General features: G+C 65.1%; 30 protein-coding genes and 1 tRNA gene. 10 read left to right on the top strand and 21 right to left on the bottom strand.

Features of this window, described 5'->3' with window-relative positions; translation table 11 throughout:
• Nucleotides 1–79: 79 nt before the first annotated feature.
• Nucleotides 80–352, bottom strand: coding sequence for a phosphopantetheine-binding protein (locus tag AC1DSN_RS01950; RefSeq protein ID WP_063573251.1), 273 nt, complete (start codon nt 350–352; stop codon nt 80–82).
• Nucleotides 353–530: 178 nt separating this feature from the next.
• Between AC1DSN_RS01950 and AC1DSN_RS01955 the strand changes: the two genes are divergently transcribed.
• The gene (locus AC1DSN_RS01955) at nt 531–1,517 is read left to right on the top strand and encodes a chorismate transformation FkbO/Hyg5 family protein (RefSeq protein WP_477293566.1); all 987 of its coding nucleotides are present in this window, start codon (nt 531–533) and stop codon (nt 1,515–1,517) included.
• Between the two features lie 26 nt (nt 1,518–1,543).
• Here AC1DSN_RS01955 and glmU read toward each other — a convergent pair whose 3' ends face one another.
• The 13 genes from glmU to queD form a co-directional block, all read right to left on the bottom strand.
• The gene (gene glmU / locus AC1DSN_RS01960) at nt 1,544–2,923 is read right to left on the bottom strand and encodes a bifunctional UDP-N-acetylglucosamine diphosphorylase/glucosamine-1-phosphate N-acetyltransferase GlmU (RefSeq protein ID WP_477293568.1); all 1,380 of its coding nucleotides are present in this window, start codon (nt 2,921–2,923) and stop codon (nt 1,544–1,546) included.
• Nucleotides 2,924–2,992: 69 nt separating this feature from the next.
• A complete protein-coding gene (locus AC1DSN_RS01965) occupies nt 2,993–4,069 on the bottom strand; it encodes an AsmA family protein (RefSeq protein WP_477329385.1) in 1,077 nt (358 codons plus the stop codon).
• Between the two features lie 259 nt (nt 4,070–4,328).
• Nucleotides 4,329–4,754: a F0F1 ATP synthase subunit epsilon gene (locus tag AC1DSN_RS01970; RefSeq protein WP_477296968.1), complete on the bottom strand. Its 426-nt coding sequence runs from the start codon at nt 4,752–4,754 to the stop codon at nt 4,329–4,331.
• A 40-nt stretch (nt 4,755–4,794) separates the two neighbouring features.
• Complete coding sequence (gene atpD / locus AC1DSN_RS01975; protein WP_063571185.1) at nt 4,795–6,207, bottom strand: F0F1 ATP synthase subunit beta; 1,413 nt, start codon at nt 6,205–6,207, stop codon at nt 4,795–4,797.
• A gap of 76 nt (nt 6,208–6,283) precedes the next feature.
• Nucleotides 6,284–7,192 (bottom strand): F0F1 ATP synthase subunit gamma, encoded by a 909-nt coding sequence (atpG, locus tag AC1DSN_RS01980; protein WP_477329387.1) that lies wholly within the window; start codon nt 7,190–7,192, stop codon nt 6,284–6,286.
• Nucleotides 7,193–7,268: 76 nt separating this feature from the next.
• Nucleotides 7,269–8,819, bottom strand: coding sequence for a F0F1 ATP synthase subunit alpha (atpA, locus tag AC1DSN_RS01985; protein WP_063571175.1), 1,551 nt, complete (start codon nt 8,817–8,819; stop codon nt 7,269–7,271).
• A 22-nt stretch (nt 8,820–8,841) separates the two neighbouring features.
• A complete protein-coding gene (locus tag AC1DSN_RS01990) occupies nt 8,842–9,375 on the bottom strand; it encodes a F0F1 ATP synthase subunit delta (protein WP_477296971.1) in 534 nt (177 codons plus the stop codon).
• Between the two features lie 2 nt (nt 9,376–9,377).
• Nucleotides 9,378–9,848, bottom strand: a complete 471-nt coding sequence (locus AC1DSN_RS01995) for a F0F1 ATP synthase subunit B (protein WP_107910707.1) — start codon at nt 9,846–9,848, stop codon at nt 9,378–9,380.
• A gap of 81 nt (nt 9,849–9,929) precedes the next feature.
• Nucleotides 9,930–10,217: a F0F1 ATP synthase subunit C gene (gene atpE / locus AC1DSN_RS02000; protein WP_063571178.1), complete on the bottom strand. Its 288-nt coding sequence runs from the start codon at nt 10,215–10,217 to the stop codon at nt 9,930–9,932.
• A gap of 77 nt (nt 10,218–10,294) precedes the next feature.
• Nucleotides 10,295–11,134 (bottom strand): F0F1 ATP synthase subunit A, encoded by an 840-nt coding sequence (gene atpB / locus AC1DSN_RS02005; protein ID WP_063571179.1) that lies wholly within the window; start codon nt 11,132–11,134, stop codon nt 10,295–10,297.
• Nucleotides 11,135–11,137: 3 nt separating this feature from the next.
• Complete coding sequence (locus AC1DSN_RS02010; RefSeq protein WP_231873870.1) at nt 11,138–11,503, bottom strand: ATP synthase subunit I; 366 nt, start codon at nt 11,501–11,503, stop codon at nt 11,138–11,140.
• A gap of 169 nt (nt 11,504–11,672) precedes the next feature.
• Nucleotides 11,673–11,999: a phasin family protein gene (locus AC1DSN_RS02015; RefSeq protein WP_477329390.1), complete on the bottom strand. Its 327-nt coding sequence runs from the start codon at nt 11,997–11,999 to the stop codon at nt 11,673–11,675.
• A gap of 112 nt (nt 12,000–12,111) precedes the next feature.
• Complete coding sequence (gene queD / locus AC1DSN_RS02020) at nt 12,112–12,474, bottom strand: 6-carboxytetrahydropterin synthase QueD (protein WP_477295132.1); 363 nt, start codon at nt 12,472–12,474, stop codon at nt 12,112–12,114.
• A 200-nt stretch (nt 12,475–12,674) separates the two neighbouring features.
• Between queD and AC1DSN_RS02025 the strand changes: the two genes are divergently transcribed.
• Nucleotides 12,675–13,292, top strand: coding sequence for a LuxR C-terminal-related transcriptional regulator (locus tag AC1DSN_RS02025; RefSeq protein ID WP_477329392.1), 618 nt, complete (start codon nt 12,675–12,677; stop codon nt 13,290–13,292).
• Between the two features lie 58 nt (nt 13,293–13,350).
• Here the strand turns inward: AC1DSN_RS02025 and AC1DSN_RS02030 are convergent.
• A tRNA-Met gene (locus AC1DSN_RS02030) sits at nt 13,351–13,427 on the bottom strand.
• 169 nt (nt 13,428–13,596) lie between these two features.
• On the opposite strand from AC1DSN_RS02030, the gene AC1DSN_RS02035 reads away from it, so the two are divergent.
• From AC1DSN_RS02035 to AC1DSN_RS02070, 8 genes are all read left to right on the top strand, one after another.
• Nucleotides 13,597–14,139 (top strand): RNA pyrophosphohydrolase, encoded by a 543-nt coding sequence (locus AC1DSN_RS02035; RefSeq protein ID WP_107910717.1) that lies wholly within the window; start codon nt 13,597–13,599, stop codon nt 14,137–14,139.
• Nucleotides 14,140–14,211: 72 nt separating this feature from the next.
• The gene (locus tag AC1DSN_RS02040; protein ID WP_063571184.1) at nt 14,212–14,415 is read left to right on the top strand and encodes a (2Fe-2S)-binding protein; all 204 of its coding nucleotides are present in this window, start codon (nt 14,212–14,214) and stop codon (nt 14,413–14,415) included.
• Between the two features lie 105 nt (nt 14,416–14,520).
• The gene (gene bfr / locus AC1DSN_RS02045; protein ID WP_046966945.1) at nt 14,521–15,000 is read left to right on the top strand and encodes a bacterioferritin; all 480 of its coding nucleotides are present in this window, start codon (nt 14,521–14,523) and stop codon (nt 14,998–15,000) included.
• A gap of 124 nt (nt 15,001–15,124) precedes the next feature.
• Complete coding sequence (locus AC1DSN_RS02050) at nt 15,125–15,868, top strand: DUF6776 family protein (protein ID WP_477329394.1); 744 nt, start codon at nt 15,125–15,127, stop codon at nt 15,866–15,868.
• Nucleotides 15,855–16,289: a bactofilin family protein gene (locus AC1DSN_RS02055; RefSeq protein WP_477295139.1), complete on the top strand. Its 435-nt coding sequence runs from the start codon at nt 15,855–15,857 to the stop codon at nt 16,287–16,289. Before AC1DSN_RS02050 ends, AC1DSN_RS02055 begins: the two co-directional genes overlap by 14 nt.
• 31 nt (nt 16,290–16,320) lie before the next feature.
• Nucleotides 16,321–16,698 (top strand): iron-sulfur cluster insertion protein ErpA, encoded by a 378-nt coding sequence (gene erpA / locus AC1DSN_RS02060; RefSeq protein WP_477295141.1) that lies wholly within the window; start codon nt 16,321–16,323, stop codon nt 16,696–16,698.
• Nucleotides 16,699–16,711: 13 nt separating this feature from the next.
• Nucleotides 16,712–17,701: an NAD(+) diphosphatase gene (nudC, locus tag AC1DSN_RS02065; protein ID WP_477295143.1), complete on the top strand. Its 990-nt coding sequence runs from the start codon at nt 16,712–16,714 to the stop codon at nt 17,699–17,701.
• A gap of 41 nt (nt 17,702–17,742) precedes the next feature.
• On the top strand, nt 17,743–18,609 hold the full coding sequence (locus tag AC1DSN_RS02070; protein ID WP_477295145.1) for a beta-lactamase induction protein: 867 nt from the start codon (nt 17,743–17,745) through the stop codon (nt 18,607–18,609).
• A 1-nt stretch (nt 18,610) separates the two neighbouring features.
• Here AC1DSN_RS02070 and AC1DSN_RS02075 read toward each other — a convergent pair whose 3' ends face one another.
• From AC1DSN_RS02075 to AC1DSN_RS02100, 6 genes are all read right to left on the bottom strand, one after another.
• Nucleotides 18,611–20,485, bottom strand: coding sequence for an MFS transporter (locus AC1DSN_RS02075; RefSeq protein ID WP_477329396.1), 1,875 nt, complete (start codon nt 20,483–20,485; stop codon nt 18,611–18,613).
• 58 nt (nt 20,486–20,543) lie between these two features.
• A complete protein-coding gene (gene purD / locus AC1DSN_RS02080; RefSeq protein WP_477295149.1) occupies nt 20,544–21,827 on the bottom strand; it encodes a phosphoribosylamine--glycine ligase in 1,284 nt (427 codons plus the stop codon).
• 55 nt (nt 21,828–21,882) lie between these two features.
• Nucleotides 21,883–23,247: an AMP-binding protein gene (locus tag AC1DSN_RS02085; protein WP_477295151.1), complete on the bottom strand. Its 1,365-nt coding sequence runs from the start codon at nt 23,245–23,247 to the stop codon at nt 21,883–21,885.
• 16 nt (nt 23,248–23,263) lie between these two features.
• Nucleotides 23,264–23,833 carry an L-threonylcarbamoyladenylate synthase type 1 TsaC gene (gene tsaC / locus AC1DSN_RS02090; protein WP_213948920.1) on the bottom strand — a complete coding sequence of 190 codons (570 nt, stop codon included), beginning with the start codon at nt 23,831–23,833 and terminating at the stop codon, nt 23,264–23,266.
• Between the two features lies 1 nt (nt 23,834).
• Entirely contained in the window at nt 23,835–26,378 is a 2,544-nt protein-coding gene (locus tag AC1DSN_RS02095) for a DNA topoisomerase I (protein ID WP_063572415.1), read from the bottom strand.
• 100 nt (nt 26,379–26,478) lie between these two features.
• Nucleotides 26,479–26,720 (bottom strand): DprA-like winged helix domain-containing protein (locus tag AC1DSN_RS02100; RefSeq protein ID WP_477329399.1); only part of this gene is annotated, 242 nt, incomplete at its 5' end.

Genomic DNA, 26,720 nt, shown 5'->3' on the forward strand with positions numbered 1-26,720 from the left:
GAACGGCGGCGCGTCGGTCGCCGCCCCTGTGTCTGCGCGCAGCAGAACACGTCGGGGGCGAGTGCGACCTGAACGACCGTCAGGCCGTAGCGCGATGCTGTTCGATATGCTCCGAGAGCAACCGAAGGTTCGTGAAGATGGTGCGATTGTCCGGATTGTCGGACTTCAGCTGGAAGCCGTAACGCTTGGACACGGCCAGCGCGATTTCCAGCGCATCGATCGAGTCCAGCCCGAGGTCGCCGCCGAACAGGGGCGCCTCGGGATCGATGTCACCCGGTTTCACGGCCTCGAGGTTGAGGCTCGTGACGATCAGTTCTGCCAGTTCTTTCTGTGCTGCGGTTTGCGTTGCCATGTGGTCTTTCCAGGTCCCGGATATACCTGCCTCCCCCCCGGATGGCAGCGACCGGGCAGATTACCACAGAGCCGTTTGCCGACCGTGCGCAGCCGTTCAGCGTCGTGAAGCGACCGGGTCCACACGCCGCGCTGACAACGGAACGATATGATGGCCCCGACGACTACCGGAATACCCGATGCCCCCAGGCAGTGAAATGCGCGAGCGCTCGCCGCTCACCGCCCCTCCCGCGCCCACGGTGACCTACCGGACTCTTCCCGGCGCGTTATCCCGCGGCACGCTTGCCGCCTTCGGCTTCGGCCGTCAAGCTGCCGACCATGACGATCCACGCTGGCTGCGCGTTGCCCTTGAACCGCTGGGCTCCGGCCTGGAGGAGGTCTGGGAAGTCGATGCGGAGGTGACCTGCGGCCGCGATGGCGACCTGCGCTGGTCGCGGGGCGGAGGCTGGTTGTTCGTCGCGGTGGAGTGCCGGGAGAGCGATCACGGTGGCACCGAGGCGGCGGCGGACCACGCCTACGGGCTGCTGTCGCGGTTCGTCGCGGCCAGCGATGAGCGCCATGTGCAACGCATCTGGAATTACCTCGACGCCATCAACGAAGGATCGGGTGACGACGAGCGCTACAAGCGTTTCTGCACAGGCCGGATTCGCGGCATGGGTGACGTCTTCGCCCAGGGCTTTCCGGCCGCCACCGCGATCGGGCACCGCGGGGATCCGGGTCTGTTGCAGGTTTACCTGCTCGCCACGGACCGACCCGGCACGCGTGTGGAGAATCCACGTCAGGTCAGCGCCTGGCGTTACCCCCGTCAGTACGGTCGTACGCCGCCGAGCTTCGCACGCGCCACGTTACTGCCGGCCGACGACGTACTGGCAATCTCGGGGACGGCGGCGGTCGTCGGCCACGCGTCGGCGCACGCGGGCGACATGGCGGCTCAGCTGGGCGAGACGTTGCGGAACCTCGATATGTTGCTGGTGACCAGCGGGCTTCCCGCCGGTTTCGATCGGCTGGCCCCGCTGAAGGTCTATGTGCGACATCCCCAGGACGAACCTGTGGTTCGCGCCTTCGCCGCGCGGCACCTTCCGGACGCGCCGCTGCTGCTGGTCCATGGCGATATCTGCCGCTCCGAGTTGCTCGTTGAAATCGACGGCTGGCGCTACCGGGCCTGATCGGCTTTCCGGATCAGGCCGTGGTATCAGGACTTCTTCGTCGGACGCAGCCAGCCGTCGATGACGGTCTGGCGAGCACGCGATATGGTCAGCGCCTCCGGCGGGGCATCCTTGGTGATCACCGAACCCGCGCCGATCGTGGCGCCGTCATGCAGGGTCACAGGCGCAACCAGGGAGCTGTTCGAGCCGACGAAGACACGATCGCCGATGGTGGTGCGGCTCTTGTTGACGCCGTCGTAATTGCAGGTGATGGTGCCCGCGCCGATGTTGACTTTGCTACCGATGACCGTGTCGCCGAGGTAGCTCAGGTGGTTGGCCTTCGAGCCTTCGGCGATCACCGCGTTCTTCGTCTCGACGAAATTTCCGATGTGCACGCCGGCGGCGAGATCGGTTCCCGGGCGCAGGCGCGCGAAAGGTCCGATGGTGCAAGGACCATGCGTCACCACGCCATCGAGGTCGCAGTGTGCGAGCACCACCGTGCCCGCCGCCAGCGTCGCGTTACGAACGCGCGTGAAGGGCCCGATACGCACCTCGTCGCCCAGTGAAACCTCGCCTTCGAAGATGACGTTGACGTCGATCTCGATGTCACGTCCCGTGGTGACCTTGCCGCGCACATCGAGCCGTGTCGGATCGGCGAGGCGCACTCCCGCGAGCGCGAGTTCACGCGCCATGCGTTCGCGATACGACGCTTCCAGACCGGCCAGTTGCCACGGATCGTTGGCACCCGACGCTTCAACCGGGTCGCAGTCCACGCATATGGCGGGCGTGCCTTCGGCCGAAGCCATCTCGAAGACATCGGTAAGGTAGTACTCGCCTTGCGCATTGCTGTTGCCGAGTCGCTGCGTCCACGCCAGCAGGCGCGCCGCGTCGCCGGCCACAATGCCGGTATTGACCAGGTCGATGGCGCGCTGCGCCGCGCTCGCATCCTTTTCCTCGACGATGTGACGCACGTTTCCCGTCGCATCGAGGACCACCCGCCCGTAGCCCCGGGGCTCGGCCAGCCGCGTGGCGAGCATCGCGAGGCCCTCGCCAGCCTGCGCAAGCGCGGCAAGCGTTTCGCCGCGGATCAGCGGGACATCGCCGTAGAGGATGAGCACGCGCCCCTCCAGGTTTCCGGCGGCTTGCAAGGCCTCGAGAGCCGTGCGCACGGCGTGACCGGTACCGAGACGCTCGCGCTGCTCGATCCACCCCAGCGCGCCGTCGGCGGCGTAGGCCGCGCGCACCTGCTCACCGTTATGTCCGTAGACGACATGCACGCCGACGGGGTCGAGCGAACGCGCCGCTTCGATCACGTGGGAAAGCAGTGGCCGCCCGGCCAGCGGCATGAGCACCTTGGCGGACGCGGACTTCATCCGCTTGCCTTCACCCGCGGCGAGAATCAGGACATGAAGGGGCGTGGCGGTCATGGGGGGCTCTTGCCTGGYGTTAAGGAGAGGGCCGCACTGTCGCGCGTTTCATCGCCCCTGCCAAGTCGGCTACTTGTCGTCTGGCCGATGGGTAAGGTGTTCGAGGTTGGGCTTATAAGCCTCGACGAACGCATTGCGCAGGATGCCGATGATCGCATCCGAGGCGGACATGTTCTTGTCGCCGATGGTGCCGGAAATGGTCACGCGCGTCGCGAACTGGTCCTTCGACTGGTTCTTGAAGACCTTGGTGACACCTTCGGCCAGGGCCTCGTACGCCAGCTTGACCGGGCCCTTGTGATCCTGCTCCACGTCCTGTTTCCAGCTGAAGATCTGCAGCCCATGGAACAGCGGCTTTGCGTACCCATTGAGCTTGCGATCCTTCGCTTGCAGCTCCATGACGAAGTCGCCTTCACCGCCGGCGAAGTCGAGGCCGGAATAGGCACGCGCGAGATCGTTTGCCTTGACCAGCTTGATGTTGCGGATGCTCAGTTCGTAGTGGAAATCGCCCAGGCGTTCGAGCGGGTCGAACTCCGCGGTCGTCTCCAGCGGTGCGTCGCCCAATACCTTGGCGGTTGCATGCATGTGGGCCACGCGCGACCCACCTTCACGCTGCACGTTGGTCAGGTTGGTGGCGGTGCCGTTGACGTCAGTCATCTTCAGGTCGACCTTGGGGCTCGAAATGAAGTTGTGGAAGGTCACGGTGCCATTGAAGACGTTCACCTCCTCGAGGCGCGTCGGAACCAGCGCTTTCAAGGGTGTGCGCCAGTCGACGCCCTTACCGGTCTGCGTATCGCCCTCGCCCTTGCCGTCGACGAAGTTCACCACCGGATCGAAGAAGTCGATCTTGCCGCGAAGCCGCCCTTTGACCAGCGACGTGTTGCTCAGCGAGATCTCCGCGCGTGCCGTGTCGAACAGCGGCACGGGCAGCTTGCCGTCCGTCTTGGTCACGGTCATCCGGTTGATCGTATAGGCACCGCGCCACAGGTGGATGTCGATGTCCTCGATGTGGCCTGCGTAGTTGCCCATCTTGGCCAGGCGGCCGTTGAGGTAGTTGAGCACCACATACGGAAGGGCGATCCGCGCGGCGATCAGCACGACGGCGATGGCGCCGATGATCCAGAGGCTGCGGCGATAGCGGGTGCGCATGGTGGTCGGGTACCGGGGGACGACCGGGGTAGTGTGGCTTGTTCAGGATCACAGGCACATGAAGGCCGACGGCTTCGAGACGGAGCATTCTTTGGCACCTCGCCCCTCGCGGCTCTGCACCTAACTCCGGGCATTCCGCGATGAACAAAAAAAACCGGCGCTGTGAGGCGCCGGTTTCCTTTGAAGAGCATCGCCGCTGAAGCGGCTCCCACAGGGAGGCTGTCCCCACTGGGGATCTGTCCCCGCAGGGGGCTCGCTGTTAGTGCTTGAGGGTCTTGCGCATGCGCTCGAGGGCCTGCAGCTGGGCCAGGGCCTCGGCCAGCTTGGCCTGGGCCTCGGCGACGTCCAGCGTCTCGCCACGGTTGGCCAGGGCGGCTTCGGCCTCGCCCTTCGCCTTCAGGGCGGCGGCTTCGTCGAGATCGGCCGCGCGAACGGCCGTAACGGCGAGGATCGTCACGACCTGCGGCTGCACCTCGAGGATGCCGCCGGAGACGTAGAACTGCTGGCGCTCACCGCCGGCAGCAACCACGTCCACGTGGCCCGGCTTGAGGCGGGTGATCAGCGGCGCGTGACGCGGCGCGATACCCAGCTCGCCGAGCTCACCGGTGGCGACCACGAGCGTGGCTTCGCCGGAGTAGATCTCGGCTTCGGCGCTGACAATGTCGACGCGAATGGTGTGGGTCATGGGTTTGTCTTCCTAGGTAAGGAGTGGGGAAAGAAGGCGCTTACGCAGCCTTCTTCGCACCCATTTCCTCGCCCTTCTTGATGGCTTCGTCGATGCCGCCGACCATGTAGAAGGCCTGCTCGGGCAGATAGTCGAGCTCGCCGTCGAGGATCATCTTGAAGCCGCGGATCGTGTCCTTCAGGGCGACGTACTTGCCCGGCGAGCCGGTGAAGACTTCGGCCACGTGGAACGGCTGCGAGAAGAAGCGCTCGATCTTGCGGGCGCGCGACACCGAAGCCTTGTCTTCCGGGGACAGCTCGTCCATGCCGAGGATGGCGATGATGTCCTTCAGTTCCTTGTAGCGCTGCAGGGTGCCCTGCACGCGACGGGCGATGTCGTAGTGCTCCTGGCCGATCACGGCGGCGTCGAGCTGGCGGCTGCTGGATGCCAGCGGATCGACGGCCGGGTAGATACCCAGCGAGGCGATATCGCGGCTCAGCGTGACCGTTGCATCGAGATGCGCGAACGTGGTCGCCGGGGACGGATCGGTAAGGTCATCCGCGGGCACGTAGACGGCCTGGATCGAGGTGATCGAGCCGGTCTTGGTCGAGGTGATGCGCTCCTGAAGGACGCCCATTTCCTCGGCCAGCGTCGGCTGGTAACCCACGGCCGACGGCATACGGCCGAGCAGTGCCGACACTTCGGTACCGGCCAGCGTGTAGCGGTAGATGTTGTCGACGAAGAGCAGGACGTCCTTGCCCTTGCCGGTCTCGTCCTTCTCGTCGCGGAAGTACTCGGCCATGGTCAGGCCGGTCAGCGCGACGCGCAGGCGGTTACCCGGCGGCTCGTTCATCTGGCCGTAGACCATCGCGACTTTATCGAGGACGTTGGAGTCCTTCATCTCGTGATAGAAGTCGTTACCTTCACGCGTGCGCTCACCCACGCCGGCAAACACGGACAGACCCGCGTGCGCCTTGGCGATGTTGTTGATGAGCTCCATCATGTTGACSGTCTTGCCGACGCCGGCGCCGCCGAACAGGCCGACCTTGCCGCCCTTGGCGAACGGGCACATCAGGTCGATGACCTTGATGCCGGTTTCCAGCAGTTCGTTGCCGGCAGCCTGCTCGTCGTAAGCCGGGGCCTCGCGGTGGATGACCCACTGTTCGGTCTCGCCGATCGGGCCGGCTTCGTCGATCGGGCGACCGAGCACGTCCATGATGCGGCCGAGGGTGGCCTTGCCGACCGGCACCTTGATGCCTTCGCCGGTGTTGCGGGCGATCAGGTTGCGGCGCAGGCCGTCGGTGGAACCGAGCGCGATGGTGCGCACGATACCGTCACCGAGCTGCTGCTGCACTTCGAGGGTGATCTCGGTGCCGTCGACCTTCAGTGCGTCGTAAATCTCCGGCACCTGGTCGCGCGCGAATTCGACGTCGACGACCGCGCCGATGATCTGAACAACTTTGCCCTGGCTCATGGAATGCTCCGGATGAATCTTCGTAAGGTTCTGTTTCGGCGCCGCATGCTGCGTCGCCATCGCTTTGGGGTTTCGGTCAGACCGYGGCGGCGCCGCCGACGATTTCCGAGATTTCCTGGGTAATCGCCGCCTGACGTGCCTTGTTGTAGACCAGCGTCAGTTCGCCGATGACCTTGTTGGCGTTGTCCGAGGCGGCCTTCATGGCGACCATGCGTGCAGCGTGCTCGCTGGCGAGGTTCTCCAGCGCGGCCTGGTACACCACGGACTCGATGTAGCGCGTCATCAGGTGCTCGAGCACCGTGCGCGCGTCGGGTTCGTAGATGTAATCCCAGTCGTGGGTCTGTTCGACCTTCACGCCTTCGGATGCCTTGCCTTCGGCGTTCTCGAGTTCCTGCGCGACCAGCGACACCGGCAACAGCGCCTCGATGGTCGGCTTCTGCACGATGGTGTTCACGAAGTCGTTGTAGACCAGGAACACGCGGTCGAGCTTGTTATCGGAGTACGCGTCGAGGACGACCTTGATCACGCCGATGAGGTCTTCGAGCTTCGGCTTCTCACCCAGGTGCGTCGCCGTGCCGATCAGGTTCACGCCCTTGATGCGGCGGAAGAAACTGACGGCCTTCTGGCCGACGGCAACCACGTCGATCTCGGCGCCCTTGCCCTGCCACTCACGAATGGAGGTGAGCGTGCGACGGAACAGGTTGGAGTTGAGGCCGCCGGCGAGGCCGCGGTCCGTCGACACCACGATGAAGCCGACGCGCGCGACGTTCTCGCGCTCGGTGAGGAACGGGTGCACGAAGTCCGTGCTGGCCTGGGCGACGTGCGCGATCACCTTGCGCATCAGGCGCGCATAGGGACGCGAGGCCTTCATCAGGTCCTGCGCCTTGCGGATCTTCGACGCCGAGACCATTTCGAGCGCACGCGTCACCTTGCGCATGTTCTGCGTGCTCTTGATCTTGGTTTTGATTTCGCGGCCGCTTGCCATGGCTTACTCGTCTGTAAAGGGTGACGCCAGGTGTTCCACGCGGCGGGCGATGTCGCCCGCCGCGCGTGTCTCGCTATTACCAGCTACCGGTCTTCTTGAACTCGTCCGTGGCCGACTTGAAGGTCGCCTCGATGTCCTTGTCCCAGTCACCGGTTTCGTCGATCTTGGTCATCAGCTCGGCGTGGTTCTGGCGGAAGAAGGCATGCAGGCCCTTCTCGAACGGCAGCACCTTGTTGATCGGCAGGTCGTCGAGGTAACCCTTCTCGGCGGCGAACACGGACACACCGAGCTCGGCGATCGACAGCGGCGAGTACTGCGGCTGCTTCATCAGTTCCGTGACGCGCTGGCCGCGGTCCAGCTGCGCGCGCGTGGCGGCATCCAGGTCCGAAGCGAACTGCGCGAAGGCAGCCAGCTCGCGGTACTGCGCGAGGGCGAGCTTCACGCCACCGGAGAGTTTCTTGATGATCTTGGTCTGTGCGGCACCACCGACGCGCGACACCGAGATACCGGCGTTCACGGGCGGACGGATACCGGCGTTGAACAGATCGGTCTCGAGGAAGATCTGGCCGTCGGTGATCGAGATGACGTTGGTCGGAACGAACGCGGAAACGTCGCCGGCCTGAGTCTCGATGATCGGCAGGGCGGTGAGCGAACCCGTCTTGCCCTTCACTTTGCCGTCGGTCATCTTCTCGACGTATTCGGCGCTGACGCGCGAAGCGCGCTCGAGCAGACGCGAGTGGAGATAGAAGACGTCGCCCGGATAGGCTTCGCGACCCGGCGGACGCTTGAGCAGCAGCGAGATCTGGCGGTAAGCGACGGCCTGCTTGGAGAGGTCGTCGTACACGATCAGCGCATCTTCGCCGATGTCACGGAAGTACTCACCCATGGCGCAGCCGGAATACGGCGCGACGTACTGCAGGGCAGCCGCTTCGGACGCCGAAGCGACGACAACGATGGTGTTGGCCAGCGCGCCGTTCTCTTCGAGCTTGCGCACGACGTTGGCGATCGAGCTGCGCTTCTGGCCGATGGCCACGTAGATGCACTTAATGCCCGAGTGCTTCTGGTTGATGATCGCGTCGATCGCGACGGCGGTCTTGCCCGTCTGGCGGTCGCCGATGATCAGCTCGCGCTGGCCTCGGCCGATCGGGATCATCGAGTCGATGGACTTGTAGCCCGTCTGCATGGGCTGGTCGACCGACTGGCGCCAGATGACGCCCGGCGCGACCTTTTCGACCGGGCTGGTGCCCACGGCGTCGATCGGACCCTTGCCGTCGATCGGGTTGCCCAGCGCGTCGACAACGCGGCCGAGCAGACCCGGGCCGACCGGCACTTCGAGGATGCGGCCGGTGGTCTTGGCGGCATCGCCTTCGCGCAGGTGCTGGTACTCACCGAGCACCACGGCGCCGACCGAGTCGCGCTCGAGGTTCAGCGCGAGGGCGAACGTGTTGTTCGGCAGTTCGATCATTTCGCCCTGCATCACGTCGGCCAGGCCGTGGATGCGCACGATGCCGTCGGACACGCTGATGATCGTGCCTTCGTTGCGTGCCTCGGCGCCGAGCTTGAACTGCTCGATGCGGGTCTTGATCAGCTCGCTGATCTCGGAGGGATTCAGTGTGGTGCTGGACATGGTTGCCTTCCCTTAATTCGTATCAGTGCGTCAGCGCGCTGGCCAGCCGCTGCAGGCGGCCGCGCGCGGAACCGTCGATGACCTGCTCGCCGGTGTCGATGACGACACCACCAAGCAGCGCCGGATCGACGTGCGTATCCAGTTCGATCTCGAGCTTGAAGCGACGCTTCAGCGAGGCGCGCAGCAGGTCCGCCTGCGCCGTATCGAGATCCAGTGCGCTCGTGACCTTGACCTTCAGGGTCTGCTCCGACTCTCGCTTGTAGTCGTCGTAGAGCGCCGCGATTTCCGGCAACAGCACGAGACGGCCGTTTTCCGCCAGCTCGGCGAGAAAGTTCGCGAAGGGCGTATCGGTGGCCATGTCCTGCGGAAGGTGCAGTGCAACCAGTTGCGCCGGCAACACGCGCGGGTCGTTGGTCAGGCCGGCAACGCGCGGGTCCTCCGCGACGATGGCCGCGAAGCTCAGCGCATGGGACCAGCCGGCGAGCGAACCCGACGCATGCGCCACTTCGAAAGCGGCGCGTGCGTAGGGACGAGCGAGGGTGAGCGCCTGGGCCATGATCAGATCTCGGCGGCGAGTTGGTCGAGCAGCGCCCTGTGGGCCGCCGGATCGATTTCACGCTGCACGATCTTCTCCGCGCCACGCACGGCGAGGGCGCCGACCTGTTCGCGAAGCTGTTCACGGGCACGCTGGGCCATCGAGGCGATCTCGTCCTGGGCCTGGGCCTTCAGACGGTTGATCTCACCGGTGGCTTCGGCGCGGGCCTTCTCGAGAAGCTGGTTGGCCTGCTGCTGGGCCTTGTCGATGATCTCGGTCGCCTGGAGGCGAGCCTGCTTGATCTCGACAGCGACCTTGGCGTCGGCATCCTTCAGCTCGGCACGAGCACGCTCGGCCGCGGCGAGCCCTTCGGCCACCTTCTTCTGGCGTTCTTCGATGGCACCGTTGAGCTGGGGCCAGATGAACTTGGTGGTGAACCAGACCAGGATCGCAAAAGAGATCATCTGGCCCAGGAAGGTCATGTTAATTTCCATGATCTCTCCAAAGACTCCGAACGCTGGGGTACTGACGGTCGCCGTGGCATTGCGGCCACGGCGACGAAGACAAACGCTTGCTTAGCCGCCGGAAGCGGTGCGCAGGACGTTGATCAGCGGGTTCGAGAAAGCGAGCAGCAGGGCGATGGCCAGGCCGATGATGAACGCCGCGTCGATCAGGCCGGCGAGCAGGAACATACGACCCTGGAGCAGCGGAACCAGCTCAGGCTGACGGGCGGCCGACTCGAGGAACTTCGAGCCCATGATGGCGATACCGAGACAGGCGCCGAGCGCGCCGAGGCCGATGATCACGCCGATGGCGATAGCGGTCATGCCCTGGACGTGGGCGAAGAGCGAGGCGAGTTCCATGGTGTTCTCCTGGGATCTTTAAAGGTTGGTGTGAAACGAAACAGAATGGATTGAACGTCTAACGTCGGTGCGGTGAGTTAGTGGTGTTCCCGCGCCGTGGCGATGTAGACGATCGTCAGCATCATGAAGATGAACGCCTGGAGGGCGATGATCAGGATGTGGAAGATCGCCCACGCCGTGTTGAACACGACGCCAGGCACGAAGCCGATCCAGCTCACCATCAGGCCGGCGATCAGCATGAACACCAATTCGCCACCGTACATGTTGCCGAACAGTCGCATCGCGAGCGACACGGGTTTCGACAGTGTTTCGACGACGTTGAGAAGCAGGTTGGGAATCAGCAGGATGGCCTTGGCCCACAGGCTTTCGGCATGGAACGGCGCGGTCAGCATTTCCTTGCCGTAACCGAAGCCGCCCTTGGCCTTGATGCCATGGCCGATCACGATGAGGATCACGGCGAGCGACAGGCCCACGGTGGTGTTGATGTCGGCCGTAGGCACGGCACGGAAATGCGTGTGCTCCGCGACTTCCGCACCGGCGAACGTGTGCACCAGCCAGCCGGCGAGATCCACCGGGAGCAGGTCCATCGCGTTCATGAAGAACACCCACATGAAGATGGACAGTGCCAACGGCGTCACCGTGCGACGGTCACCGTGGAAGGTGTCCTTCACCTGGGTGTCGACGAATTCGATCGCCAGCTCGACCAGCGCCTGGCCCTTCGACGGCACGCCGGAGGTCGCCTTGCGGGCGTACAGCCAGAACCACAGGCAGAAGATAGCGCCCAGCACGAACGACACCACGAGGGAGTCGATGCGCAGGTTCCAGAACGCGCCATGGTCGGTGCTGAAATTCACCGTCATGTGGCCCAGGTGGTGCTGGATGTATTCGGTCAGACCGCCTTGCGGTTCGCTCGCCATGCCTCAACCCTTGAATCTGAATGCAAATACATTGACCGCGAAGGCCGCTACCAGTCCCGCTATCGCGGGCAAGGGTGGCAGCTTCCACTGAACCAGAATGAGCGCCAGTCCGCCGATGAGGACGATCCAGCGAAGGATCATGCCCACGAGAAAGCGAACGAACGTTGCTCCCGCACCTCCCAGCGCACTGAACGCCCGCGCAGCGAGCAGCGCGGTGGCGATAGCGACGATCAGGGCACCGGCAAAGGCAGCCAGACCGGCCGGACGCCCCTGCAGGAGAAATGCGAGCCCGGCAATGACGGCCACCACCAGCTGCGCGAAAACGACGCGCATGGCGAGATGACGACCGGCTGCAAGACTGTTGAGCAACGCGAGGCTCCCGTGGTTTCGCTCGAAGGCGGCACCAGATGGTTCAACGGGCCACGGTTTAATCTGGAAAAGTATACCAGTGCCGTAAACAGCGGGACAAGCGAAGAAAGGCCATAACCACCCGCCGGCGCGACATCCGTCGCGTCGTTGGCGAGGGAGCCGCGGTAGGTCAGGCCCGGGCGGGCTGACCTGCCAGTGCGCCGAGGGACGTAGCCGTCTCCACGGCTACATCGAATATGTCGCCGGCGGCGGACGCGGCGCGCTGTACACCTTCACGCTGCAGATCCCCACYGCGCGCCATCCACGCGCGCATCGCGCTCGCATCGGTCGCGGACATCGCGTCGGCCATCAGGCCGGTAGCTGCGCGAGCGTGGCCTTCCAGGGCTTGGAGATGGAGATCGGCGACCCGCTCCATCCCACGCCAGGCAAGCGCCTGCGCGGCAGTAGCCTGTTCGACGAAACGGGCGAAATCGGCATAACCGCTTGCGTGAGACATCGATATGACCGCTGGGGAACGGGGAGGTGCCGGAGTGTAGACCCGTCTGCTGCAGCGCGGCAACCGCGAATTCCTGCGTAGGCAGCTTTTGCCTCTCGTACTGTTCCCGCGTTTACGCCATGTCGGCGGAAAACTCAGCGCCCGACGTACAGGTTTCATGGACCACGACCCGGGCCAGCCCGGGTACATCGACGCGAAGGCGCTCGAATATCCAACGGGCGAGGTTCTCACTGGTGGGGTTATCGAGGCCTTCGATATCGTTGAGGTAGTGATGGTCGAGGCGATCGTAAAGCGGCTGGAAGTGTGCCTTCAGGTCGCCGAAATCCATGACCCAGCCGAAAACCGGGTCGATCGGACCGTCCACGTGCAGCTCTACGCGGAACGAATGCCCATGAAGTCGCGAGCATTTGTGCCCTTCGGGCACATTCGGCAGACGATGGGCYGCCTCGATGTTGAATGTCTTGAAGATGCGCATGGGAGCCGGATCAAAGGAGTGACCGCCTATTGTAACGGACAGTTACGTAAACGATTTCCGTCAATGGGCCCTTCACGACCGGGTTCGCAGTTTTACTTATGACGGGCATGATCCTGCCGCTTTCATGGGATAACCATGGATTAGGTAACGACGAACGCGGAGCCGGGGGGCTTCGCCAACCACAGCAACCGGGAGGCTTCATGAGCCTTGGACGTGGTTCGCCGGGCAGCACGCTTCTTTGCGGGCTGGCCGAGGAAGTGCTCGCCGCCCTGCCCTGGCCCTGCGCGGTCTGGCAGCGCGACGGCGGGCGCGTGGTCATGGTCAACGGGGCCTTCTTAAGCGAGTTCGGCATCGGCCGTGGACGCGCCGGGCCGGCATGGATCGACAGCCACCTGGAACCGAGTGGTGACGCTGGCGAAGTGATCTTTCGTGACCGGCACGCTCCTGCCCGGCGGTTCCGCATGACACGGCAGGCCATCGACGCACAGTCCGGCGCCTTCGAGGCCRTATTCCTGATGCCCCTTCCCGAGGACGAGCCGGCCATTGACGAGCCGGCGTCAAACTCCCTGGCCTCATTGCGACCCGACGTCGGACTCACCCGCCGCGAGTCCCAGGTTCTCGACGGCATCATGCAGGGCAAGCTCAACAAGGTCATTGCCGGCGAGCTCAATATCAGTCCGAAGACCGTCGAGCTGCACCGGGCCAACCTCATGGCCAAGTTGCGGGTGCATAACGTGATCGAGCTGGCTCGGGCGGTCCTGGATAATCCGCCCCGTGTCGAGGACGTGACCGAGGCCCACACCCTTCCGGCCGCCTGACTCCTGACGGCGTGCAAGAAAAAAGCCGCGCCCAGGGGGCGCGGCCTTCTTTTTCTTCTGGTGGCTAGAGGCGGGCTCGAACCGCCGACCTCAGCATTATGAGTGCCGCGCTCTGACCAGCTGAGCTACCTAGCCGTGAAACCTGGTCGTTCGCGAGACGGGCTCACGAAGGCCGGGCAGTTTAATCGGCACGGGCCTTCCGTTCAAGTGGCGCCTTGTACACGCTTCTCGCGGTGTGGTTGAATCGGCCGTATCGCGTGAATCCGGCCACCGCCGGCTGGCGCGGCACGTTCGCGGAGGGCGGATGATCGACGCTGATGGCTATCGACCGAATGTAGGGATCGTTCTCCTCAACGGGGACGGCCGCCTGTTCTGGGCGCGCCGGGTGAATCGTGACGGCTGGCAGTTCCCCCAGGGAGGCATGCGCAGCGACGAAACGCCGTTGGAGGCGATGTACCGCGAGCTGGAAGAAGAAACCGGTCTACATGCCCACCATGTCGAAGTCCTGGCCGAAACCCGCGGCTGGCTGAAATATCGGCTGCCCAGCCGCTTTGTCCGCCATCACCAGCGGCCGACCTGCATCGGCCAGAAGCAGGTGTGGTTTCTGCTGCGGCTGACTGGCAGCGAGGACGCCCTGAAGCTCGACGCCTGCGACAAGCCCGAGTTCGACCTATGGCGATGGGTGGATTTCTGGTACCCGGCCAACCATGTCGTGAACTTCAAGCGGCAGGTCTACGAACGGGCCCTGCGTCAGTTCGCGCCCACGGTGGAAGTCACCTGCTCGGTCACGGTGGGCACCTGCCCCCAGGAAGCCGAGGCGCTGCGACTGGCCCGTGGCGGCGAATAACGTCCGGACATCCGCCCGTCTTCACAACTATGTAGTTGACAATCGTTCGCATTCGTATTCGAATGCGCACCCATGTACATCTGCATGTGCAACGCCGTCACCGATCACGCCATCCGCCGCGCCGCGGCCGAGGGCGTGGAATCGTTCGCCCAGCTTCAGGCCCGCACCGGCTGCTCGGATTGCTGCGGAGCCTGCGAACCGGAAGCCCGCCAGTGCCTGCGCGAGGCCGTCGAACAGACGCGGTCCGTTCTGACCTTCCTGCCGACCCCCGCCTGAGCGCTTTCGTAGCGTATTCGCGGACGCGAACCGTCTTCATTCTCGTTTCGTCACGCCCTTTCGCGGCGCCGTATAGTCGAGGCTGAATACTCAGGGAGACCCCTCATGAAGGGCGACGCAAAGGTCATCGAATTCCTCAACAAGGTGCTCTATAACGAGCTCGCCGCGATCAACCAGTACTTCCTGCATTACAGGATGTTCAAGGACTGGGGCTACAACGAACTCGCCAAGCACGAGTACGAAGAGTCGATCGAGGAGATGAAGCATGCGGACAAACTGATCGAGCGGATCCTCTTCCTCGACGGCCTACCGAACCTCCAGCACCTGGGAAAGCTGCGCATCGGCGAAAACGTGGTTGAGGCCCTCCAGGGCGACCTCGACCTCGAGATGATCGCGACCAAGGATCTGCGCGAAGCCATTGCCTACAGCGAAGGCATCCACGATTTCGTCAGCCGCGACCTGTTCAAGTTCATCCTTGGCCAGGAAGAAGAGCACATCGACTGGCTCGAGACGCAGTTCAGCCTTATCTCGGACATCGGTCCCGAGCGCTACATGCTGAGCAAGGTCGGGAAGCTGTCGGACTGAGCGCCGCCTGCTCGATCCTAGAAAAGCCGCCGTGAGGCGGCTTTTTTGTGAGCGGGTCGGTTGACCCTGAAGGGAAGGGCGGGCTATACCATCCGGCCTTCACGCCTTCTCCACGGAATCGTCCATGGCCCCCAGGCATCCGCCGCGATTCGTCGTGCGCACCCTCGCCGACACCGTTCGTGAGGGCCGCAAGCGCGTCATGCTGCTTGGCGGCTGGGCGGCCAGCCTGGTCGTCGTCGGGTTGCTCGCCTGGATGCTGGGTGGCCACGCCCCCGCTGCGGTGGCGAACCGGATCGGTACCCGCGCCCTGGGCGCCGAGAACGAGGATCTGCGCCAGCAGGTCGCGAACCTGCAGCGCGCAGGCCAGGTCGCCGGCATTGCCGCGAAAGAGCTGAAGCGAAACCTGGCCGAGCGCGACGAAGAAATCAGCGGGCTGCGCACTGACCTCGCGTTTTACTCGCGCCTTGTCGGCGGAAACGGCCAACGCGATGGCCTGAAGGTCCAGGGGGCCCGGACCGAGCCGGTGAAGGGTTCGTCCAATGGCTGGAACCTCGTGATCACCCTGACCCAGAACGCGCGGCGTGGCGACGTGCTCAAAGGCAGCCTGACCCTGGCCGTGGRAGGTATCCAGGGCAACAAGGTCGCGACGCTCGAAGGCGCGACCTTAGGTCAGGCCACGTCCTCCCAGAGCCTTGCGTTCTCCTTCAAGTATTTCCAGCAGATCCAGGGGAGCTTCACCCTGCCGGCCGGGTTCAAGCCGACACGCCTGCGCATCGTCGCCAGCGCCGAAGGCGAGGAGCCGGTCACCAGTACGATTCCCTGGGAAGATGCCACCCGAAACGATGAGGTCAACCATGTTCAGCAGTAACCGGAAGAACCAGGCTCCCTCGGTCGGTGCCCCCGCCACCAGCCTGATCGCACGTGGCGTCACCATTCGCGGCGACGTGCAATTCAGCGGCACCCTGCACCTCGACGGCGTGGTGGAAGGGTCGGTGCACGCGGATCCTGGTGGCGACGGCGTACTCACCATCAGTGAGACGGGCCGGGTTATCGGTCGCATCGAGGTACCGCACGCCGTGATCAACGGCGGCGTGACGGGCGATATCGAGGTGTCGGAGCGCCTGGAACTGGCCCCGCTGGCCCGGATCGATGGCGACGTTCAGTACCAGGTGCTGGAAATGATCGCCGGCGCCCAGGTCAACGGCAAAATGATCCATCGCGCCCCGGCCACGGTCCGGCAGCTGGCCCAGGCCGCCATCGAGGCCGCCCCGGTGCCCGCCGAGGCTTGACCTGACGCCGAACGGCGCCATTATGGGTGGCATGAACAACCCCTTCCCCATGGCGCCGTCCCCGGACTACCGGTCCGCTGGTGCGCCTCTGACCTTCACCGAGGCCGCTGCCCGTAAGGTGCACCAGCTGATCGAGGAAGAAGGCAATCCCGGCCTCAAGCTGCGCGTGTACATCAGCGGCGGCGGTTGCTCGGGCTTCCAATACGGTTTCACCTTCGACGAAGACCAGGCCGAAGACGACCTCGCGGTCTCGCGCGAAGGTGTGACGCTCGTCGTCGATCCCCTGTCGCTGCAGTACCTCACGGGCGCGGAGATCGATTACGCGGAGTCCTTCAGCGGCTCCCAGTTCGTCATCCGCAATCCGAATGCGAAGACGACCTGCGGTTGCGGCTCGTCATTCAGCGCATGAGCGGCTGCACGGCGTGACGATCGAGCAGGAGCGTGACCGGGCCGTGGCCGTGCGCGCTCGCGAGAACGTCTTCGCGGGCATCGACATCGACCGCATGGCCGAGCGTCGTGACGATCGACTCTGGGTCGAGGAACTCGAACGCAACGCGAGCAGCCGCTTCCTTGTCCTCGACAGCGATGGCCAGGCCTTCGCGTGCCGCGACGACGATGCGCCGCGATGGATGGCACCCGCCGTGCGCAGCGAGCGTTTCGGCGATATTCCCGCCACGTTTCTCGGACTTTCCGGGGACATCGCATGGTTCGCGCTCGTCGTGGACGAAGCGCAGGCCGAGATCTTCACGACGCTGACCGGCTCGCGCCGCGTGTCGCTGCGCGAAGCGGGCCTCGTGTTCTCCGCGTTCGACGCGGGCCTGTTCGCCTTCGCCAAGGGCATCACCCATTGGCAGCGCCAAACCCGGTTCTGCAGCCAGTGCGGTGCGCCGACCCTCGTGGTCGCTGCCGGCCATCGCGTGCAATGCACGAATCCCGATGGCGCTCACATGCATTTCCCGCGTACCGACGCCGCGATCATCGTGATCGTCGAAGACGGTGATCGCTGCCTGCTCGGTCGCCAGCGCGGATGGCCCGCCGGACGCTATTCCACACTGGCGGGCTTCATCGAACCGGGCGAGTCGCTGGAAGACGCCGTGCGACGCGAAGTGCGCGAAGAGTCCGGCATCGAAGTGCTGCATGCGACCTACCACTCATCACAGCCCTGGCCGCTGCCTGCGTCTTTGATGGTCGGCTTCACCGCGACCGCGAAGACGCGCGAGATCCACCTGCGCGACGACGAACTCGAAGACGCACGCTGGTTCTCCGTGGACGATATCGTGACCGGCATGGCCACGGGCGCGCTCGGCGTACCGCCGCCGCTTTCCGTGTCCTACCGACTGATCGAGCACTGGCTTGGCCTGCGCGGCATCAGCCTCGATGAACTCATCGCGAGTGCGCCGCCCCGGGGCTGATCCCCTACAATCGGGGCATCGACCAGCGGATCGCGCTCGCCATGGCTCTACGTCTCCTCGCCGTTCTCATCGCCCTCGTCATTGTCTGGAGCGTGCCGCAGCTTGCGCGGTGGCGTGACGACCGCTGGTTTCGCGGCTGGGTAAATCGCCTGGGCGACACCTCCGGCCCCGGCCGCGTCGCTGTCATCCTGCTCGTGCCCGTCGTCGCCGCTGCGATCTTCGCCGGCCTGCTTGCCTCCCTCCCCTTCTTCGACCTTGCGTGGCTGGTCTTCTCGATCGCCGTGCTGGTCTACGCACTTGGCCCGCGTGAGATCGAAACCGACATCGATGCCATCCTGCGCGCGCCCGACACGCTGCGCCGCGACGAAGCGATGGCCGGTCTGCGTCACGACGAGGAAGCATTGACCTGGTTCGCTCCGGCGCTCGTCGAGGCAGCGTTCTACGGCGCCCTTCGCCGCCGGTTCGGTGTGCTGCTCTGGTTTCTTCTCCTCGGCCCGGCCGGCGGCCTCGGCTACCGGTTGGCGCAGATCCTCAGCCGCGACGCTTCGCTCGCGCTCGACAGCGCCACCCGCACGGCTGCGCAGCGCGTCGGCGATGCGCTGGACTGGATTCCCGCCCACCTCATGGTCTTCGCCATGGCCCTGGTCTCGGATTTCGACGCCGTGATCGGTGCGTGGAAACAGTGGCACCACACGTCGGGAAGCCCGCGTTCGCGTCTTGACCCGGACTTCCTCGGTGCGGTCGCTCGCGCCGGTGTCGATGCCGACGTCGAGGCGGGCGACGGCTACGTCCAGGACGTCAGCGACCCGGTCGCCGAACTCGAAGATGCGCGACGGGTGATCCGCCGCGTACTCATCGTCTGGCTTGCCGTCGTCGCCGTGATCGTCCTCGCCGCCTGGGTCGCCTGACTCAGGCCTTGTCGCCGCGAAGCTCGCCCACCCGCGCTTCCAGCACGATCGCATTCGCCTCGCCCGCCGGTAGCGGTGAGCCGCCCACCAGCTCGATCCTCGACCAGAAGCGCCGCGGCAGACGTGAGCGGCGCAGCGCGCTGTCGTGCCGGCTGAAGATGCTGCCCCACATGCCCCGCAGCGCCAGTGGCACGACGGGCACCGGCCGTCGCGCAAGAATCTGGTCGACGCCCGGACGGAACGTCGCGATGCCACCATCCTTGGTCAGGCCCCCTTCGGGGAAAATGCAGACCACCTCGCCCGCGGCCAGCGCCTCGTCGATGAGTTCGAACGCCCGCGCCAGCTGTGCGGGGTCCTCGTTGCGTCCGGCAATCGGGATCGCCTTCGCGGTCCGGAAGACAAAGTTCAACACCGGGATGTTGAAGATCTTGTAGTACATGACGAAGCGCATGGGCCGACGCACGCTGGCCATGAGGATCAGCGGATCCATGAAGCTCACGTGGTTGCAAACCACCAGCGCGGCGCCTTCGTCCGGCACGTTCTTCAGCCCGTCCACGCGCACGCGGTAAAGCGTATGCACGAGGATCCAGGTGATGAACCGCATCATGAACTCGGGGACCAGCGTGAAGATATACACCGCGACGGCGATGTTGATCAGGCCGGTGACGAGGAAGATCGTCGGCACGCTGAAGCCGAGCGCCGCCAGGCCAATGCCGAACCCCGACGCAATGCAGATGAGCAGCGCATTCACGATGTTGTTGCCGGCGATGATGCGCGACAGGCGTTCCCGTGGGGCGCGGCTCTGCACGAAGGCGAACAACGGCACCACGTAGAAACCCGCGAACGCGCCGATCATGGTGAGGTCCAGCGCGACCCGCCACGCACCCGGCGCCACCAGAAAGGCGGTCCAGCCGAGGGTCGTGCCTGCCGGTACGAGCGGATGCGCGAAGAACAGGTCGACCGCGAACACGGTCAGGCCGAAGGCACCGATCGGCACGAGACCGATTTCCACCCGCTTGCCGGAGAGCCGCTCGCAGAGCAGCGAGCCGATACCGGTGCCGATGGAGAACAGCGTGAGCGCCAGCGTGTTCACCGAGCCGTCGCCGCTGAGCACGTGACGCGTGTAATTCGGCAGCTGCGCGATCATCACGGTGCCGAAGAACCAGAACCAGGAAATACCAAGCACCGCGTTGAAGATGGCGCGGTCCTCGTGGGTGAGCTTGAGCACACGCCAGGTTTCGCTTAGAGGATTCCAGTTGAATTTCAATGTCGGCGCCGTGGCTGGCGCAGCGGGAATGGAGCGGCTTACGAAGTAGCCGGTCACGGCAATCGCGATGGTCGTCAGCGACGCCGCCAACGTGCCATAGCCCGCGATCAGCATCAGCGAGTTGCCGACAATCATGCCGACCAGCATGGCCAGCTGCGTGCCCATCTCGACCAGCGCATTGCCGCCGACCAGTTCATCGCGCTGGAGGGCCTGCGGCAGGATCGAATACTTGATGGGCCCGAACATGGTCGAGTGCATGCCCATCAGGAACAACACCACGAGCAGCAATGAAATGTGGTGCGTGAAGAAGCCTATCGCGGCCACGACCATCGCCGCGATCTCGAATAGCTTCACGTAACGAATGAGTCGCGTCTTCTCGAACTTCTCCGCGATCTGCCCGGCCGTCGCGGAGAAAAGGAAATACGGAAGGATGAACAGCGCAGGCGCGAGGTTCGTGTAGAGCGACACCTGTGCGTCGGGCAAGGCCATCTGGAAGGCGACCAGCATGACCATCGCATTGCGAAACGCGTTGTCGTTGAACGCGCCGAGCGCCTGCGTCCAGAAGAAGGGCGCAAAGCGGCGCGTGCCGAGAAGTTTGAACTGGGACATTCCGTGACCACCCACCGTTTATTCGCGGTGAGTGTACCCGAGCCCCCGCAGGGTGCGGTCAGCCCCGCGCCAGAGCGCGATGGGCGATGTCGTGGCGATAGAACGCGCCCTCGAAGCGCACGGTCGCCAGCGCGGCATAGGCTGCCGCGCGAGCGGCGGCGAGGTCGTCGCCGACGGCACAGACCGTAAGGACGCGACCGCCGGCGGTGACCGCCCGCCCATCCGCGGCGAGCGCGCTGCCTGCGTGGAAGACTTTGACGTTCGCACCAAAATCGGTATCCGCGCCTTCAATCGCGTCTCCCGCACGCACCTTGCCGGGATACCCGCCCGCGGCGAGCACGACGCCGAGCGAAGGGCGCGCATCCCATTCGGCGCGCACCGCCGTGACATCGCCGTCCAGCGCCGCTTCGATGAGGTCGACGAGATCGGAGGTGAGGCGAAGCATGATCGGCTGCGTCTCGGGGTCACCGAAGCGCACGTTGAACTCGATCACCTTGGCCACGCCGGCCTTGTCTATCATCAGGCCCGCATAGAGGAATCCGGTGAAGGGGGCGCCGTCGGCCGCCATGCCGTCGAGCGTCGGCTGGATGATCTCGCGCATGACACGGGCAGAAACCGCGTCGGTCACGACGGGCGCGGGCGAGTAGGCACCCATGCCGCCCGTATTCGGTCCCAGGTCGCCATCGTCACGACGCTTGTGGTCCTGACTGGTCGCCATCGGCAACGCGTGCTTGCCATCGGCGATGACGATGAAGCTGGCTTCCTCGCCGTCGAGGAATTCCTCAATCACCACGCGCGACGATGCGTCGCCGAAGGCCTGCTGGCCGAGCATGTCTTCCAGCGCCGCCTCTGCCTCGTCCAGGCTCATCGCCACGACGACGCCCTTGCCGGCCGCAAGGCCGTCGGCCTTGATGACGATGGGCGCTCCGATCTGGCGCACGTGAGCAAGCGCCGGCGCCAGTTCGGTGAATACGGCGTAGTGCGCGGTCGGAATACGGTGGCGGGCCAGGAAGTCCTTCGCGAAGGCCTTGCTGCCTTCTAGCTGGGCCGCCTTGGCGGTGGGTCCGAAACAGCGCAGGCCATCGGCGGTGAAGCGATCCACCACACCGGCGACCAGCGGCACTTCCGGCCCGACGACCGTGAGCTCGACGCCCTCATTTTTTGCCAGGGCCAGCAAGCCTTCGATATCGGTCACGGCCACGGGCGCGTTGCGCAGCCCCGGTTCCTTCGCGGTGCCCGCATTGCCCGGCGCCACGATCACCTCGTCCACGCGGGCGGACTGAGCGAGCTTCCAGGCCAGCGCGTGTTCGCGACCGCCGCCGCCGATAACGAGGACTTTCATGGGGTGTCTCCAGGCTTTGAACCCGGCATTCTACCCGGCGCCACGGAGGGCGCGCTCAGCGAATGCCGAGCAGTTCGATAAGCTGCACGCGCGGCAGCTTGCCGGTCTCGTTGCGCGGCAGCGCGTCGACCAGGCGCAGGGGCCGGGGCAAGAACACCGGATCCATCGCATGGCGCAGCGCGTTGAGCACGGCGTCAACGGTCAGCGTGGGTGCGACGACGAGGCCGGCAATGCGGCGAATGCCTGCTGCATCGCCGTCGTCCAGCTGGAACAGCACGCCGTCGTCCACACCATCGATGGCGAGCAGACGACGGTTGAGGTCGCCCAGCGAAGCGCGCTTGCCCGCGATCTCGAGCAAATCGGTGTTGCGCCCGCGAAGACGGAAACGACGCCCTTCGTCGTGCAGCGAAACGATATCGGCCAGGGCAATGGGCTCGGCCAGTTGCGGTGCATCGACCAGCGTGCCGTCCGGCTGCGGATGCAGCACCACGCCGTCGTAGAGCTGCCAATCCTCGTCGACGGCCGTGCGCCGGCTGGCGAATACGCAGGTTTCGGTGGAGCCAAAGACCTCATGCAACGGCGCGCCGAAACGCTGTTCAGCCGACGTGGCCAGCTCGACCGGCATGGGCGCCGTTGCCGAAACAAAGGCCGCCAGCGGCGGCAGGCTGACACCGGATTCAATCAGCGCACGAAGGTGCACCGGCGTCGTCACCAGGACGCGCGGTTTGGGCAAGGAAGCCAGTGCGCTCGCCACGTCCGCCGGGAAGAAGGGCCGTCCCGCATGCACGCTCACATCGGAAAGCAGGGGCATCAGCACGGACATCTCCATGCCGTACATGTGCTGGGGTGGCACCGTGGCGACGACATGGAACGCGTCGCCAATGGCCAAACCGAGCATGGCGGCATTGCCCGCGTTGCTGGCGACGAAACTGCCCCACGTCTTCACGTTGGGCTTGGGCTTGCCGGTCGACCCGGAGGTGTAGCCGATCGCGACCACCGCATCGGCTGGCACCGACGGGATGCCGCCACAGGCCGGCAGCACGTCGTCCAGCTCCGGCATGCGGAGGTAGCCGGGGGGTGCGGGCGACAGGTCGAGCTCACCGATGGCATAGGCACCGGGATGATTCGCCATGACTTCATCGACGGCGTGGGGTGCGCGCGAGGGTGGCAGCAGGTTGGTCTGGCCACGCACCACGAGGGCCGCGAAGGCGACAAGGAAGGCGTAGCGGTCTTCGCAAAGATTGACCGCGCTGTCGGCTTCGGGAAGCTTCGCCGCCACCTGGTGTACGTGGCCGAGGAAGGTCGCCGCCGTCACGGCATGCCCGTCGCGCCACGCGACCACGCGGGAAGGCGGGCCGACAAGCAACGGCAACGGCGAGGCGCCCGGGCGCCCGGAAATCTCGGAATGGACGATCGACAACGGCTTACTCCCCCTCTCAGGCGCGGATGATAGCGCCGCTGAGGGCGTCACGGATGGTGGTGGGCCGCTCCTGGTCACCGAGTGCCGCGTCGAGCGCACCGTCAAGGCGATCACCGAAGTAACGTTCCAGCGTGGCAACGTCTCGCGCCGGTGCGTCCCCATGGGGGTTGGCGCTGGTGGAGACCAGCGGGGCACCGAAGGCGCGGCACAGCGCGGCCGCGGGGGCATGCGCTGTCACGCGCAGGGCAATGCCGGCATGCGCGCCAGCCACCCAGTCAGGAACATGGCCGCTACGCGGAAAAATCCAGGTATGGGGCCCGGGCCACGAGGCGCGGACCTCGTCGAGCACGGCCGGCGGCACAGCAGCCAGGTCGATGTAGGGCGCGATCTGCTCGAAGTCGGCGGCGATGAGCAGCACGCCCTGCGTCGCGGGGCGACCCTTCAATGCGAAGAGGCGATCGAAGGCATCACGATCATGCGGATCGCAGCCAAGGCCATACACGGCCTCGGTGGGGTAGCCGAGAACGCCACCGCCGCGCACGAGCGCGGCAGCGGCGTCGACCGTGGCCGTAGTGAAGCGGCGCATGTCAGTCGACGGACGGGGAAACCGACTTGGCGGCGGCGGTCTTGGCCGGCGCCTTCTTGGCCGCCGCCTTCTTCACCGCCGTTTTCTTGGCCGCCGTCTTCTTCGTCGCTGCCTTCTTGGTGGCGGTCTTCTTCACCGCCGTTTTCTTCACGGCTGTCTTCTTGGCCGTGGCGTCCTTCGGAGCAGCGACTTTCTTCGTCGCCGCCTTCTTGGCCGCGGCTTTCTTGGTGGCCGTCTTCTTTGCCGCCTTTCCGCCACGCGGCTTCTTGATCGGCGCGGCCGCAAGGAGCTCGATGCACTCGGGCAGGGTCAGCGTCTTCGGCTCGCGGTCCTTCGGAATGCGCGCGTTCTTTTCGCCGTCGGTGATATACGGGCCATAGCGGCCGTTGAGCACCTGAATGTCGTTACCGAAGTCAGTGATGATGCGGTTGGCGATGGCCTCGAGCTTTTCCTGCACCAGTTGGAGCGCGCGCGGCAGCTCGATGGTGTACGGGTCGTCCTCGGGCTTGAGCGAGGCATAGGTACTGCCCTGCTTCACGAAAGGACCAAAGCGGCCGACGCCGACGGTGATGTCTTCACCCGCCTCGGACTGGCCGAGGTTGCGCGGCAGCTTGAACAGCTCCATCGCATCCTCGAGCGTGATGGTGTGCATGCTCTGGCCGGGGCGCAGGCTGGCGTAGGTCGGCTTGGCCTCGTCGTCCTTGGTGCCGATCTGCGCGTAGGCACCATAGCGGCCCAGACGCACCGAGACCGGTTTGCCGCTCTTGGGATCTTCGCCGAGTTCGCGCGCTCCGGTGGCCTCGTTGCGATCGACCGATTCGGTCTTGTCGTCCACGAGGGTCTTGAACGGCAGCCAGAAGCGTTCGAGCAGCGGCACCCAGGCTTCTTCGCCGCGGCTCACCGCGTCGAGCTCGTCTTCGAGGCGGGCGGTGAAGTCGTAATCCACGTACTGGGCGAAATGACCGGAAAGGAACTGGCTTACGGCACGACCAACGTCCGTTGGACGAAAGCGACGGCTCTCCAGGAGCACGTACTCACGGCTGAGCAGCACCTGGATGATGCTTGCGTAAGTGGAAGGGCGACCGATGCCGTATTCCTCGAGCGTCTTGACCAGGCTGGCTTCGGAGAAGCGCGGCGGCGGCTCGGTGAAATGCTGGTCGGCCACGACGGCGGCCACGGGCACGACATCGCCCTGGGCCAGGCGCGGCAGGCGGCGCTGCTCGTCGTCGTCCTCGGTTTTCTGGTCCTTGCCTTCCTCGTACACGGCGAGGAAGCCCGGATCGATCACGGTGGTACCGGTGGCGCGGAACGCCGACTCACCGACCGGGAACTCCACCGAGACGGTGTTGAGCGTGGCATGGACCATCTGGCAGGCGACGGTGCGCTTCCAGATCAGCTCGTAGAGCTTGCGCTGGTCGTCGTTGAGGAACGACGCCACGGTGCGCGGCATGTGCATGGCCGAGGTGGGTCGAATCGCCTCATGCGCTTCCTGGGCGTTCTTGGACTTGGACTTGTAGACCTGGACGGCGTCGGGCAAGGCACCCTTGCCGTATTCGCGCGCGATGAGTTCGCGCAGCTCGGTCACGGCGTCGTCGGACAAGGCCACCGAATCGGTACGCATGTAGCTGATCAGGCCGACGTTGCCTTCGCTGCCGAGCGCCACGCCCTCGTAGAGACCCTGGGCCACGCGCATGGTGCGGCTGGTCGAGAAGCCGAGCTTGCGGGCGGCTTCCTGCTGCAGCGTGGACGTGGTGAACGGCGGCGCCGGGCGACGCTTGCGCTCGCGGCTGGTGACTTCGCCGACCGTGAACTTGCCGGCGGCCGCCTTCTCCAGCGCCGCGCGGGCGGCCGTGGCATCGGCCTCGTTGGTCAGGTCGAACTGTTCGAACTTCTTGCCGTCGAGCTTGACCAGCCGGGCGTCGAAATCACCCTGCGGATGCGCCATGTTGGCCTGGATGGTCCAGTACTCGCGGGCCGTGAAGGCTTCGATCTCCAGCTCGCGCTCGACGATCATGCGCAGGGCCGGCGACTGCACGCGTCCTGCCGAGAGACCGCGCTGCACCTTGCGCCAGAGCACCGGAGAGAGGTTGAAGCCGACCAGGTAGTCGAGGGCGCGACGGGCCTGCTGGGCATCGACGAGGTCGTGGGACAGCTTGCGCGGATTGGCGACGGCTTCCTTGATGGCGCGAGGGGTGATCTCGCTGAAGACGACGCGCTGGACGTCCTTGCCTTCAAGAAGGCCACGCTCGCGGAGGATTTCGCTGATGTGCCAGGAGATCGCCTCACCTTCGCGATCCAAGTCGGTCGCGAGATAGATGCTGGTCGCTACCTTCGCCGCCTTGGCAATGGCGTCGACGTGTTTCTCGTTGCGGTCGATGACCTCGTAGGCCATGGCGAAGCCATGGTCGGGGTCGACCGCGCCCTCCTTCGGTCGCAGGTCGCGCACGTGGCCATACGACGCCAGCACCTGGAAGTCGGGCCCCAGGTACTTGTTGATCGTCTTGGCCTTGGCCGGCGATTCGACGATGAGGAGGTTCTTAGCCATGCGTTAGTCGGTTCCGAAGTCCGTCGGGGCGAGTGAACCCCAGCGTATGTATATATTTAGTTGGAAACATATCGCCGTGACGGCTGTCAAGCGTCGGCGATCAGACCACACGCTGATAGCGGTTCCCGGGCAGGGAGGCAACCTCGCCCTCGAGCTCAAGCATCAGAAGCATCGAAGACAGTGCGCCAGCGGTGAAGCCCGTCGTACCGATCAGGGCGTCCAAAGAGGCGGGATCGTAACCCATGGCKTCGAGAAGGCGGCGATATTCGTCATCCTGGCGCCAGTCGAAGGGGCCAGTCTTGCGCCGTCCGACTGCCGGACCGGCCTCGGAGCCCGCTAGCC

Source organism: Luteibacter sp. P4_D7_3, from assembly GCF_056401735.1.

Coding starts and splice junctions, on each gene's coding strand:
- AC1DSN_RS01965 (WP_477329385.1), bottom strand. CDS start 4,069: ATGCGCACCCGCTATCGCCGCAGCCTCTGGATCATCGGCGCCATCGCC.
- AC1DSN_RS02040 (WP_063571184.1), top strand. CDS start 14,212: ATGTACATCTGCATGTGCAACGCCGTCACCGATCACGCCATCCGCCGC.
- purD (WP_477295149.1), bottom strand. CDS start 21,827: ATGAAAGTCCTCGTTATCGGCGGCGGCGGTCGCGAACACGCGCTGGCC.
- AC1DSN_RS02035 (WP_107910717.1), top strand. CDS start 13,597: ATGATCGACGCTGATGGCTATCGACCGAATGTAGGGATCGTTCTCCTC.
- AC1DSN_RS01955 (WP_477293566.1), top strand. CDS start 531: ATGCCCCCAGGCAGTGAAATGCGCGAGCGCTCGCCGCTCACCGCCCCT.
- erpA (WP_477295141.1), top strand. CDS start 16,321: ATGAACAACCCCTTCCCCATGGCGCCGTCCCCGGACTACCGGTCCGCT.
- AC1DSN_RS02055 (WP_477295139.1), top strand. CDS start 15,855: ATGTTCAGCAGTAACCGGAAGAACCAGGCTCCCTCGGTCGGTGCCCCC.
- AC1DSN_RS02095 (WP_063572415.1), bottom strand. CDS start 26,378: ATGGCTAAGAACCTCCTCATCGTCGAATCGCCGGCCAAGGCCAAGACG.
- bfr (WP_046966945.1), top strand. CDS start 14,521: ATGAAGGGCGACGCAAAGGTCATCGAATTCCTCAACAAGGTGCTCTAT.
- AC1DSN_RS02075 (WP_477329396.1), bottom strand. CDS start 20,485: ATGTCCCAGTTCAAACTTCTCGGCACGCGCCGCTTTGCGCCCTTCTTC.
- AC1DSN_RS01950 (WP_063573251.1), bottom strand. CDS start 352: ATGGCAACGCAAACCGCAGCACAGAAAGAACTGGCAGAACTGATCGTC.
- tsaC (WP_213948920.1), bottom strand. CDS start 23,833: ATGCGCCGCTTCACTACGGCCACGGTCGACGCCGCTGCCGCGCTCGTG.
- glmU (WP_477293568.1), bottom strand. CDS start 2,923: ATGACCGCCACGCCCCTTCATGTCCTGATTCTCGCCGCGGGTGAAGGC.
- AC1DSN_RS01990 (WP_477296971.1), bottom strand. CDS start 9,375: ATGGCCCAGGCGCTCACCCTCGCTCGTCCCTACGCACGCGCCGCTTTC.
- atpB (WP_063571179.1), bottom strand. CDS start 11,134: ATGGCGAGCGAACCGCAAGGCGGTCTGACCGAATACATCCAGCACCAC.
- AC1DSN_RS02070 (WP_477295145.1), top strand. CDS start 17,743: ATGGCTCTACGTCTCCTCGCCGTTCTCATCGCCCTCGTCATTGTCTGG.
- atpE (WP_063571178.1), bottom strand. CDS start 10,217: ATGGAACTCGCCTCGCTCTTCGCCCACGTCCAGGGCATGACCGCTATC.
- AC1DSN_RS01970 (WP_477296968.1), bottom strand. CDS start 4,754: ATGACCCACACCATTCGCGTCGACATTGTCAGCGCCGAAGCCGAGATC.
- atpA (WP_063571175.1), bottom strand. CDS start 8,819: ATGTCCAGCACCACACTGAATCCCTCCGAGATCAGCGAGCTGATCAAG.
- AC1DSN_RS01995 (WP_107910707.1), bottom strand. CDS start 9,848: ATGGAAATTAACATGACCTTCCTGGGCCAGATGATCTCTTTTGCGATC.